This is a genomic window from Nitrospina gracilis Nb-211, from assembly GCF_021845525.1.
Lineage (GTDB): Bacteria > Nitrospinota > Nitrospinia > Nitrospinales > Nitrospinaceae > Nitrospina > Nitrospina gracilis_A.
This window is the reverse complement of the sequence record NZ_JAKJKD010000001.1, coordinates 1,107,562-1,119,355: the sequence shown is the minus strand read 5'-3', so window position 1 is coordinate 1,119,355 and position 11,794 is coordinate 1,107,562. Positions and strand designations below refer to the sequence as shown.

12 protein-coding genes are annotated in these 11,794 nt (G+C 58.6%); all 12 read right to left on the bottom strand.

Annotated elements, in window-relative coordinates; genetic code table 11:
- Positions 1 to 4: 4 nt before the first annotated feature.
- On the bottom strand, positions 5 to 1,876 hold the full coding sequence (gene nuoL / locus J2S31_RS05275; protein WP_237098017.1) for an NADH-quinone oxidoreductase subunit L: 1,872 nt from the start codon (positions 1,874 to 1,876) through the stop codon (positions 5 to 7).
- 4 nt (positions 1,877 to 1,880) lie between these two features.
- On the bottom strand, positions 1,881 to 2,180 hold the full coding sequence (gene nuoK / locus J2S31_RS05270) for an NADH-quinone oxidoreductase subunit NuoK (protein ID WP_005011796.1): 300 nt from the start codon (positions 2,178 to 2,180) through the stop codon (positions 1,881 to 1,883).
- 8 nt (positions 2,181 to 2,188) lie between these two features.
- Positions 2,189 to 2,776 carry an NADH-quinone oxidoreductase subunit J gene (locus tag J2S31_RS05265; RefSeq protein WP_371831628.1) on the bottom strand — a complete coding sequence of 196 codons (588 nt, stop codon included), beginning with the start codon at positions 2,774 to 2,776 and terminating at the stop codon, positions 2,189 to 2,191.
- Positions 2,777 to 2,933: 157 nt separating this feature from the next.
- Positions 2,934 to 3,431: an NADH-quinone oxidoreductase subunit NuoI gene (gene nuoI / locus J2S31_RS05260; protein ID WP_237098016.1), complete on the bottom strand. Its 498-nt coding sequence runs from the start codon at positions 3,429 to 3,431 to the stop codon at positions 2,934 to 2,936.
- A gap of 17 nt (positions 3,432 to 3,448) precedes the next feature.
- Positions 3,449 to 4,468: an NADH-quinone oxidoreductase subunit NuoH gene (nuoH, locus tag J2S31_RS05255; RefSeq protein ID WP_237098015.1), complete on the bottom strand. Its 1,020-nt coding sequence runs from the start codon at positions 4,466 to 4,468 to the stop codon at positions 3,449 to 3,451.
- A 28-nt stretch (positions 4,469 to 4,496) separates the two neighbouring features.
- On the bottom strand, positions 4,497 to 6,977 hold the full coding sequence (locus J2S31_RS05250; RefSeq protein WP_237098014.1) for a molybdopterin-dependent oxidoreductase: 2,481 nt from the start codon (positions 6,975 to 6,977) through the stop codon (positions 4,497 to 4,499).
- A 21-nt stretch (positions 6,978 to 6,998) separates the two neighbouring features.
- Positions 6,999 to 8,273 (bottom strand): NADH-quinone oxidoreductase subunit NuoF, encoded by a 1,275-nt coding sequence (gene nuoF, locus J2S31_RS05245; protein WP_237098013.1) that lies wholly within the window; start codon positions 8,271 to 8,273, stop codon positions 6,999 to 7,001.
- 3 nt (positions 8,274 to 8,276) lie between these two features.
- Positions 8,277 to 8,753: an NADH-quinone oxidoreductase subunit NuoE gene (nuoE, locus tag J2S31_RS05240; protein WP_237098012.1), complete on the bottom strand. Its 477-nt coding sequence runs from the start codon at positions 8,751 to 8,753 to the stop codon at positions 8,277 to 8,279.
- Positions 8,753 to 9,955, bottom strand: a complete 1,203-nt coding sequence (gene nuoD / locus J2S31_RS05235) for an NADH dehydrogenase (quinone) subunit D (protein ID WP_237098011.1) — start codon at positions 9,953 to 9,955, stop codon at positions 8,753 to 8,755. Before nuoD ends, nuoE begins: the two co-directional genes overlap by 1 nt.
- The gene (locus J2S31_RS05230; RefSeq protein WP_237098010.1) at positions 9,946 to 10,491 is read right to left on the bottom strand and encodes an NADH-quinone oxidoreductase subunit C; all 546 of its coding nucleotides are present in this window, start codon (positions 10,489 to 10,491) and stop codon (positions 9,946 to 9,948) included. The genes nuoD and J2S31_RS05230 overlap by 10 nt, the downstream gene beginning before the upstream one ends.
- On the bottom strand, positions 10,488 to 11,072 hold the full coding sequence (locus tag J2S31_RS05225; protein WP_005011814.1) for an NADH-quinone oxidoreductase subunit B: 585 nt from the start codon (positions 11,070 to 11,072) through the stop codon (positions 10,488 to 10,490). The genes J2S31_RS05230 and J2S31_RS05225 overlap by 4 nt, the downstream gene beginning before the upstream one ends.
- The gene (locus J2S31_RS05220; RefSeq protein ID WP_237098009.1) at positions 11,063 to 11,416 is read right to left on the bottom strand and encodes an NADH-quinone oxidoreductase subunit A; all 354 of its coding nucleotides are present in this window, start codon (positions 11,414 to 11,416) and stop codon (positions 11,063 to 11,065) included. The genes J2S31_RS05225 and J2S31_RS05220 overlap by 10 nt, the downstream gene beginning before the upstream one ends.
- Between the last annotated feature and the right edge of the window lie 378 nt (positions 11,417 to 11,794).

The window sequence follows — 11,794 nt, the reverse complement described above, 5'->3', positions numbered from 1 at the left end:
TTCGTTACAGAAAAATCACGAACAGGAGGACGGTGATCATCCCCGCCACCATGTTGAGCGCATAGAGCCGTACGTTACCGGACTGCCAGATGCTGATCTGGCGGCTCACCTCGCGCACCTGTTCGCCCACCTGATCGACCGAGAAATCGATGCCGAACTTCTCCGCCCGCTCCTCGAGAAACTTGCCCGTCGCCTTGACCGGCTTGACGATCAAAAGATCATACAACTCATCGACATAATACTTGTTGTAAAGCAGGTCGTGTACCGGAGCGAACACCTGTTGCAGGAATCCCAACTGGCCGCTTCCCGTCATGAACAGACCCACCGCCCCCAGGATACCGATCAGCGCCACCACCAGCGGCACCGTTTCGAGCACGATGTTTTTGTGATGCACCGGCACCGCGCCGCCAAACACCGGCGCGAGGAACGTATCGACTGAATGGCCAAAGGCGCCGCCCAGGATAGAGAACACGGCCAGGATCAACAGCGGTCCCGTCATCACCAGAGGCGACTCGTGAGGGTGCGCGTTTGGAGAACGCAGGTTGCCAAGGAACGTGTAGAAGAACAGGCGGAACGTGTAAAAACCCGTCAGACCCGTCGCCGCCACCGCCATCAGCCAGAAAAACCAGTTGCCGTATTCCTCGGCGAACCACGAATGCATGATGATGGCTTCCTTACTGTAGAACCCGGCGGTCAGCGGAAACCCGGTGAGCGCCAGCGATGCGATCAAAAAGGTGCCGAAGGTGATGGGCATGGTTCGCATGAGTCCGCCCATCTTGCGGATGTCCTGCTCGTCGTTGAGCGAATGAATGACACTGCCCGCGCCCAGAAACAACAGCGCTTTGAAAAACGCGTGGGTCATCAGGTGAAACATGCCCGCGCTGAACACGCCAACGCCCACCGCGAGGAACATGTAACCGATCTGGCTCATGGTGGAATACGCGATGACGCGCTTGATGTCATATTGTGTGAGCGCGATGGTGCCCGCGAAAATCGCCGTCGCCGCGCCGACAAAGGCGACGAAATACATCACCCACGGCGCCAGCGTATAGAGAGAATGACACCGCGCCACCAGGTACACACCGGCGGTGACCATCGTCGCCGCGTGGATGAGCGCGCTGACCGGCGTGGGACCTTCCATCGCGTCGGGCAACCAGGTGTGGAGCGGCAACTGCGCCGATTTGGCGAACGCCCCCACCAGCAGAAGAAGGGTGATCATCAGGATCGTGCCCTCGTTCGGGATGAACCCGGACTGCGTCTGCGCAAACACTTCGGTGTAGGTGAGCGAGCCGAACCGCTCAAAAATCATGAGCGCGGCGATGACCATGCCGACGTCGCCGATGACGTTCATGACGAACGCCTTGCGTGCGGCCAGCACCGCTGAACGTTTTTCCGTCCAGAACCCGATCAACAGATACGAGGCGAGACCCACCAGCGCCCAGCCGACGATGAGGAAAAAGAAATCCGCCGCCAGCACCAGCACCGACATCGAGAAAATGAACAGGTTCATGTACGAGAAGAACCGCGCGTATTCCGGGTCGTGGTGCATGTAGCCGATGGAATAGACGTGGATGACAAACCCGACGCCCGTCACCACCAGCAGCATGAAAATGGAAAGGCGGTCAACCAGAATGGCAAGGTCGAGCTTGAACGTTTCCGATTCTATCCAGTGGTAGAGAACCTCAACGGAGCCGCCGGGGTCGCCTTCGCCTCCCGCCATGCTGGCGAAGATCAAGAGCACCACGCCGAACGCCGCGCCGATGGTGCCGCTTCCGCCCCATCCCACCCAGGTTTTGGGCAGGCGCGAGCCGAACCAGCTCAGGACCAGAAACCCGAGAAGCGGAAACAGCAGTATGAGCCAGGCGATCGAATACAACGGTCTATCCTTTCAGCACGTCGATGTGGTCCACATTCAAATCGTGACGCGTCCGGAAAATGGTGAGAATGATGGCCAGCCCCACCACCACCTCTGCGGCGGCAACGGTCATGATGATCAACGCGAAGATCTGGCCGTCCAGCGACTGCAACTCGCGCGAATAGCCGACCAGCAAAAAGTTGACCGCGTTCAGCATCAGTTCCACCGACATGAACATGACCAGCGGGTTCTTGCGGATGACAAACCCCACCGCGCCGATGGAAAAAATCGCGGCGCTGACTATCAGGACGAATTCGCTTTCCATAATTTAAATTACCTCGAGCGCTTTCTCACGGGACGGTAATGAAACTTGGCCAGGGTGATGATGCCCACCGTGGCGACCAGAAGCAGGATCGACGCCAGCTCGAACGGAACAATGTGATTGGAAAACAACTCGATGCCGATGGCCTTGGCGGAGCCGACTTCGCTCAGCACTTCCGGGGTGATGTTGCCGGTGACGGGACGGCTCGTACCGATGCGGAGCGTCATCAGCAGTTCGCAGAACAACGCGCCGACAAAGGCGAATCCCGCCATGGCTTGCAGGTTCAACTCCGGCTTTTCCTTGTGCGCGCCCAATAGTGCAATGATGAATAAAAACAGGATCATCACCGCACCGGCATACACCACGACCTGTACGGCGGCGAGGAACTCCGCACTGTAAAGAAGAAACAGCATCGCCAGGCACACCATGTTGCCGATGAGAAACAGCGCGGAATAAATGGGGTTGGTGCAGAGGATGACCCCCAGCGATGCCAGGACGGCAGTCATGCCGACGACAAAGATCACCGTCTGATAAAACAGATCGAATACGACTTCCCGCGGCAGGTTGAAATTCAACGCCTGCTCCAGCATTTCCATCACGGTGTGATGCTCTCCTCTCCTTCAACCGCCCGGGAAAAACAAAAAAATGCCCAGTTGGGTGAGTGTCCGGTGCCCTTACCGGACGATGGTCGTTCACAACGGAGCGTACGTGCCGCTCCGCATGGTCTGTCGAATTAATTACGTTCCGCCTGGGGAACTACTTTTTGTTCACCACGCTGGTATTACCGAGAAAGTTCACACGGAACTGATTGGGTTCCGGGTACACCAGCAGGTCTTCCTTTGTCGCAATGTAATTCCGCCGGTCATAGTCGGCCAATTCATAGTGCTCGCGCAGGACCACCGCGTCCACCGGGCATGCCTCCTCGCAGAACCCGCAGTAGATGCAACGCAGGAGATTGATCTCGTACACTTCCGCGTAGCGTTCGCCCTTCGACTTCGGGTTTTCCGGATCGTTTTCCGCGGCAACCACATGGATGCACCCGACGGGGCAGTTGACGGAACACAGGCTGCACCCGATGCACCGTTCCAAACCATCCTCGTCGCGATTCAGAAAATGCCGTCCGCGGTAACGCTCGGGCATGGTCCGCTTCACTTCCGGATAGCTGAACGTGGTGGGCTTGGACACCATGTTGCGGAAGGTGACCCCCAGACCGATCAACAGGTTTTTCGCTCCATTGAATACGGTTTGTAACATATAAAAATCCTGAAAGTTCAGAGGGTGCTGACTTTAATAAAGCTGTACACCAGCATGTTCACCAGCGACAGCGGCAGAAGAAACTTCCAGCCAAACGCCATCAGCCGGTCATAACGGATGCGCGGAAACGTAGACCGCAACCAGATGAACACGCACAGCAGTAAAAACACTTTGAGGGCGAACCAGACGAACGGAACGTCCGGCAGAACGTATCCATGCCAGCCGCCCAGAAACAAAAGAGTGACCAGGGCACTCATGGTGATCATGTTTACATACTCGCCCAGGAAAAACATGGCGAACTTCATGCCGGAGTACTCGGTGAAAAACCCTGCCACCAGTTCCTGCTCCGCCTCCGGCAGGTCGAACGGCGCGCGATTGGTCTCCGCCACACCGGCGATGAAAAACAGAAGAAACGCCAGCGGTTGCGTCACGATGTTCGGCAACGTCGCCTGGTCGTTCACAATATCGATGAGGCTCAGCGACCCGCTCATGATGATGACGCTCAAAGCCGCCAGTCCCAGCGTCAATTCGTAACTGATCATCTGCGCCGACGAGCGCAGTCCGCCCATCAGCGAATACTTGTTGTTCGACGACAGGCCGGCGAGCACGATGCCGTAAATACCCATCGAGGAGATGGCGAAGATGAACAGGATGCCGATGTTCAGGTTCGCCCCCCACATGCCGATTTCCTGACCGAAGATCGTGAAGCTTTCACCGAACGGAACCGCGGAAAACGTGACGATCGCCGTGAACACCACAATCGACGGCGCCAGCAGAAACAGAAACCGGTCCGCGGACTTCTGAATGATCTCTTCTTTAAAGAGCAGTTTGATCGAGTCGGCAATCCCCTGCGCGAGGCCGAAGGGCCCGACACGGTTCGGACCGAGCCGCACCTGGAAGCGTCCCATCAGCCGCCGCTCCAGCCAGACCAGAGCCGGGACCGTCGTCAACAGGCCGACCACGATGATCACCGCCTTGATGATCCCGATCCACAGGTAGGCGTAGGACGCCAGAAACTCAGTGATGCTGTCGATCACTCCTCAAACCTTTCCTTATAACCCGCCGTTACTTTTTAATCTGTACCCAGGCCACTGTCTGCCCCGGCTCCATGAGACCCGCCACGCGTTGCTCGTCGGAGACGCGCGGCAAAACCACCGATCCCGGATTGCACCGGTTGGAGATCACCACCTCGGCCTTCACCTCGTGACCGTTGCCGGCCACCGTCACCTCCTGCTCGGCCTTGAGGCCCAGCCGGTCGGCGTCGGTTTTATGCAGGTGCACCGTGGACGGCTGGAACTGGTGCGCCAGCCGCGATTCCGCATCCAGAACCTTGTCATGGCAGAACAGCACCTCCGAGACGCGCAACTTGAAAGCGTCGCCGGATCCGTTGGCCATCGGCGCTTCGCCTGCCGGTGCAACGCCATTGGCGGCGGCGACGGGCTGGCGGTTGTGTCCCGCTTTGCGGATCGTCTTCTGCCGGATCTCAGCATAGCCGTTTACTTTTTCCGCGATCTCCTGGGTGACTTCCCACACCGTTTTGTGTTTCCAGTCAGCACCCAGCGCCTTCGCCATGGTGGACACGAGCTTCCAGTCCGACGGATTGTCCGTGGTGAGGCCGCGCTTGCGCATCTGCACCCGCGCGCCGATGCTGGTGGTCGTGCCCTCGTCGAAACCGGGTCCGTTGGACGGGATGACGTAGTCGGCCATCGCCGCGGTCTCCGTCTCCATCATGTCATGCACGACGAGAAGGTCGAGTTTCTCCAAAGCCTGCTTCACCTTGCCGCCGCCGGGAAAACCGACCAGCGGGTTATTACGGTAAACGACCAGCGCTTTCAGTTCGCCCGAGGCTGCCTTCTCGATCATTTGCAAGGCCGTCAAACCCCGCTCCAAGGGTGCGTTCTCGCCCCACTTTTCGCGGATGGCGTCGGCCTGCGCGAGGTCGAGTCCACCGGGATAACAATCCGGAAGCACGCCCATGTCCATCGCCCCCAGCGCGTTGGTCACCGGTGCGGCGGGCATGGCCCCGACCGACGTATCCGGCAATGCGCCCATCGTTTTCAGCAGATGCTTCAGCGTGTGAACGGACGTCCCCGTGAGCGCCGCCGGATTGAACACCACCGTGGTCTTCTGGCTGGCGCGGATTTTATCGGCCAGCGCGCCGATGCGGTCGGCCGCAACCCCCGCCTGCTTTTCAACCTCGCCCGCGGGTGCGGTGCCGCTCAATGCAGAGTTCAAGGCGGCAAACAGCGCGCCGTCGGAAGCAACGTCGTAGCGCAGGGAAAGCGTCGCGTACTTGTCCATCAACGTCGCCTGATCGTTCAACACCACCATCTCGACACCCAGTTGCGTCACCGCTTTTTTGAGCCGCAGGTCGAGGATGGGCAACTCTTCGGTCGGGTCGCTGGCGATCACCACAACCAGTTTGCTCGACTCGATGTCCAGCATGTCGAAGTTCGGCACCGGCAGACCCGGCGTGTCGACATACGTTTTGTGATCGATGTTGTTGGTGCCCAACTGCTCGCGGAAGAACCGCTGGTATAGATACAGCTCCTCATTCAGACCGTAGCCGGAACCGATGAAGCCGACGCTGCTGGGTCCATGCGCATCCACGATCCCCTTCAGTTTCTCCGCCACCTCGCGGCAGGCGTCCTGCGCCGAGATGGGATCGTGCAGACCTTTCTTCCTCGCCTTGGCGATGCGGTTTTTGCTTTTGGTGAAATCGTGACCCCAGCGCGCCTTGTCGCAGATCCAGCCGTCGTCCACCGCATCGTTCGGCGTCTCCGGCGTAGTGACACGGCGCAGTTCGTTGAGCCGCGTGCCGAGGATCATGTTGCAGTTGCAGGCGCAGTGCGCGCAGAGCGTCTTGGTGTTGTCCAGATCCCACGACCGCGCGGAGAAACGGAATTCCGTATTGGTCAGCGCGCCGACGGGGCAGATGTCGATGACGTTGCCGGAGAAGCGCGTGTCGTACGGCCGGTCGTTGAACGTCGAAACCCGGTTCTGAAATCCGCGGTGACGCATGACCAGCGCCTGGTCTTTTTCGATGATGTCGCTGTAGCGCGTGCACCGCTGACAGGCAATGCACCGTTCGCGATCGATGGTGATGACGGGAGACAGAGGCGTCGCCTTGTCGCGGTGGTAACGCTCGAACTGCATGCGCGTGTCCGGCGGGCCGAACTTGAACGTGTTGTCCTGCAGCGGACACTCGCCGCCCTTGTCGCACACCGGGCAGTCCAGAGGATGATTGAGCAGGGTGAACTCGAGCACGCCCTGCTGGGCTTTCTCCACCTTCGGCGTGTTGGTGCGCACCACCATGCCTTCGCTGACCTGCAGGGTGCAGGCGGTGGCGAGCTTCGGCATCTTCTCCACTTCCACCATGCACATGCGGCAACAGCCGAACGGTCCCAGCTTTTCGTGGTAACAGAAGATGGGAATTTCGATGTCCGCGGTCTTCGCCGCGTCCACCACCACCATGCCCTTGGGAACGGTGACCACCTTGTCGTCGATGGTCAGCGTGACGGTATCCTGTGCAGTCTTGGTTTCCATAAAAATCTGAACCTGTATTTTTTATCCGACGGCGTCGGCGGTTTTCAGGGATTCGATCAGTGCTTCATAATCTTCGCGGAAATATTTAATACTGCTGGCCACCGGCCCCACGGCCGCGTCGCCCAGTGGACAAAAACACTTGAAGGACATGTTGTCGCAAATGTCGTTGAGCAGGTCCATCTGGTTGGGCTTGCCCTGCTTGTGAATGATCTCGGACAGAATCTGGTGCATCCAGCGCGTGCCTTCGCGGCAGGGCGTGCACTTGCCGCAGGACTCGTGCATGTAAAAGTACGCGAGGCGCAGGGTTTCCTCTACCACGTTGACCGTTTCATCCATGACGATGAGCGCGCCCGAACCCAGCATGCTCCCGGCTTCCATCAACGATTCGTAGTCGTACGGCACATCCGCCCTGTCGGCAGGCAGGATGGGCACCGACGAGCCTCCGGGGATGAACGCCTTCAGCTTGTTGCCGTTTCTGACACCGCCCGCCCACTTGTCGATGATCTCGCGCGTCGGCGTGCCCATCGGCACTTCGTAGTTGCCCGGCTTGTTGACGTGGCCGGACACGCTGACCATCTTGGTGCCCTTGCTCTTTTCCGTACCGATGGAAGAGTAGGCCTCCGGCCCGTTATTGAAAATATACGGCACCGCGCACAGGGTCTCGACGTTGTTGACCACGGTCGGCTTGCTGTACAACCCCTCCACCGCCGGGAACGGCGGCTTGAGGCGCGGCTCGCCGCGGCAACCTTCGAGCGACGTCAACAGCGCTGACTCCTCGCCGCAGATGTACGCGCCCGCGCCCAAGTGCGAGTGAATGTCGAGATCGAATCCCGATCCCATGATGTTTTTGCCCAGATAGCCGCGGGCGTAGGCCTCTTCGAGAGCCTTGTCAAAAATGTCCGCCAGCTCCGCGAACTCGCCGCGCATGTAGTTGTACGCCGTGTTGATGCGGCAGGCGTAGGAACAGATGATCATGCCTTCGATCAACAGGTGCGGATTTTTCATGAGCAGTTCGCGGTCCTTGCAGGTGCCCGGCTCGCTTTCGTCCGCGTTGCAACAGAGGTAACGCGGGAAGACGTCCTTCGCCAGAAACGACCACTTGAGCCCCGTCGGGAACCCCGCGCCACCGCGGCCGCGCAGACCCGATGCCTTGACCGTCTCGATGATGTCTTCCGGCTTCGTCTCAAACAGTTTTTTCAGCGACTGGTACCCGCCCAGCGTCTTCTCATACACGTCGATCGACGTGAGATTGGGCGTGTCGATGTCCTTCATTAAAATGAGTACGGGTTCTTGCATGGCTTACTTGTATGTTTCCAGAATCTGGTCGATTTTGGTTTCGTTGAGATTCACGTGGTAGGTTTTATTGACCATCATCATCGGCGCCTCCGAACAGGCGGCGAGGCATTCTTCTTTCAGCAGGGTGAACCGTTTGTCCGGCGTGGTCTCACCGATCTGGATGCCCAGCTTCTTCGCCGTGTACGCCATCAACTCGTCGGAACGGTTGAGCTTGCAACTGATGTTGTGGCAGAAGCGGATGACGTTGCGTCCCACCGGTTTGGTGAAGTACATCGTGTAAAACGTGACCACGCCCTCGACGTATGCCGGGGAGACGTTCAGCCTTGCGCCGATCTCCACCATCGCCTCCGGCGTCACATATCCTTCCTGGTCCTGCGCCAGGTGCAACAACGGCAGGACGGCGGATTTTTTCCGTTCCGGCGGGTACTTCGCCATGATCTTTTCGATTTTCTTTTCCGCCTCGTCGGTGAACACGAACATCAGCGATCGACCTCCCCCATCACGATATCAATACTGCCGATGATGGCGACGACGTCGGCGATGTACGCCCCTTCCATCATCTTGCACATGCCCGGAATCCCCATGAACGACGGCGCGCGCAGTTTCATGCGCATGGGCTTGTTCGATCCATCACTGACGATGTAGAACCCGACCTCGCCGCGCGGCCCTTCGGTGGGCACATAGGTTTCGCCCTTCGGCACGTTGATGCCTTCCGACACCAGCTTGAAGTGATGGATGAGCGCTTCCATGCTGGTGTGCAGGGTGTCGCGCGCGGGCAGAGACACCTTGTTGTCCGGAATGCGGTAAGCCCCGCCGGGCAGGCTTTCGATGGCCTGCTTGATGATCTCGCGACTCTGCCGCATCTCTTCCATGCGCACCAGGTAGCGGTCGTAGATGTCGCCATGCTCCTTGACGGGCACGTCGAACTTGAATTCGTTGTAGCGGGAATACGGACGCAGTTTGCGCCAGTCCATGTTGATGCCCGCGGCGCGCAGGACGGGGCCGCTCATGCTCCAGTTCAGGCACTCCTCGCGGTTGAAGGTACCGATGCCCTGGGTGCGGTCCAGCCAGATGGGATTCTTGGTCAGCAGGCTTTCATATTCATCGACCTTGGAAGGGAAAATCTCGACGAACTTTTTGACGCCGTCGATCCATTCCGGCGTCGCGTCCTTGGCGACCCCACCGATGCGGATGAAGCTCGTCATCATACGCACGCCGGACAGCATCTCGTTGAGGTCGAGGATCATCTCCCGTTCGCGCCAGGCGTAGAGGAACACCGTCATCGCGCCGATGTCCAGCGCGTGCGTTCCCAGCCAGATGAGATGACTGCCGATGCGGTTGAGCTCCACCATGATGACGCGGATGTAATCGGCGCGCGGCGGCAGTTCGCCCAACTGCAACAGTTTTTCCGTGGTCAGGCAGAACGCAAGGTTGTTCTGCGGCGGACTCAGGTAATCGAGCCGGTCGGTCATCGGGATGCAGTGCTCGTAGCGTTTGACCTCGCCGGTCTTCTCGATGCCCGTGTGCAGAAAACCGATGTCCGGTTCCGACGACTGCACCAGCTCGCCGTCCATTTCCATGACCATCCGGAACACCCCGTGGGTGCTCGGGTGCTGAGGACCCATATTGAGGGTCATGGTGTCTTTTTCGCGTTCCAGCAGGCCTTGTTCGGTTACTCCCATGGCGTTGGACTCATATCTTTTTTATCTTTGATCAATTCCTGCTTGTGTTCGGGGTTGTGGGAGAAGGCCACTTCCTCGACCACCAGCGGATAATCCTTGCGAAGCGGATGCCCTTCCCAGTCCTCCGGCATGATGAGCCGTTTGAGGTTGGGATGGCCTTCCACCTGGAAACCAAACATGTCGAACAACTCGCGTTCAGGAAACAGCGCGCCTTTCCAGAGTTCCGAGACCGTCGGCACCTTGGGGTCGTCTTCATCCAGCCCGACACGCAGGCGGATGCTGTCGCCCCGGTCCAGGTTGTGCAGTTCGTACACCGCCTCGAAACGCGGCTCGCGCTCCTCTTCCAGGTAATCGACGCCGGTGATGTGCGACAGATAATGGAAATCCAGCTCCGGGCTCTCCTTAAGGAAACCCGCAACCTTCAACAGGTTTTCCGCTTCCACATGCACCACCGCATCGCCGAGCGTGACCTCGGCCTTGATGATGGCGTCCGGCAGGGAGGCCCGCACTTTTTCAACGAGTTCTTCGCCGGTCATGCCACCCTCTGTTTGGCCCGCTCGGTGCCGGCGTCGTTCATGATTTTTTCCTGGAGCTTGATGATGCCGTAGATGAGGGCTTCCGGACCCGGCGGGCACCCCGGCACGTAAACATCCACCGGCACCACGCGGTCCACGCCCTGAACGATGGCGTAGTTGTTGAAGATGCCGCCGCAGGAAGAACACGCGCCCATGGCGATGACCCACTTGGGCTCCGGCATCTGCTGGTAAATCCGCTTGAGGACCGGCGCCATCTTCTGTGACACACGGCCCGACACAATCATCAAATCCGCCTGACGCGGGGAAGCGCGGAACACTTCCGCACCGAAACGGGCGGCGTCCCAGCGGCTGTTGGCCATGGCCATCATCTCAATGGCGCAACAGGCCAACCCGAAAGTCGCGGGCCACAGGGCGTTCTTCTGCGCCCAGCCGATCACCTTCCCCAGCTTGGTGGTGAGAATGGTGTCGTACAGCGCGCCAGAGTAATCCGCGGAAAGCTGGTCCCAGGCGTCTTTGGCGTTCAGTTGCAGGTTCTTGACTTCGGTCTCAAATGCATCGACCGCTTCATCCATCAATCCCATTCCAAACCTCCTCGCCCCCAGATGTACACATAGGCGATAGCCAGAATCGTAATGAAAATGACCATTTCCACCAAGCCAAACAGCTTCAATTCATCGAGCGCGACGGCCCAAGGGTACATGAACACCACTTCGATGTCGAAAATAATGAATAGCATGGCAATGGTGGCGAAACGGACCGGGAACCGGCCCTTGGCCTCTTCGGAGGGGAGCATGCCGCACTCGTAGGCGATGTTCTTTTCAGCGGTGGGTTTGCGCGGGCCCAGAACCATGGAAAGAAAAAGGATTCCGAGCACGATGACCAGCGCCACGACGGCAAATACGCTGACAAAAATATATTCGGTCACTTGGAGTTTCCGTTTGTTTCTTCGGGAAGGGGGGATGCCTGCATAACGAAGGCAATTTCAATCAACTCCACCCTCCGGTCAAATGTTCCTGGAAGGTGAGTAGTCGGCGTCTCCCATCCATATAGACCCATTTTACCCAAAACCCGTTTAAGGGTTCCAGAAACTACTGGAATGGGCGATTATATTAGCCCCACCATACCCTGTCAATTCCTGTTTTCCCTCTCTTTTGCGGGAAAGCCGCCGTGCCGGAAAAATCCTATAATGGGCTGATTTTCAGTAAATTATAAAAATACCGATGAAAAATAAGGGTCGCGGGGCCCCGCCGTCACCAAACTGAGATGCAGCGGGGGGAAGGCGGGTGGTGTACTGGGTTTGCAG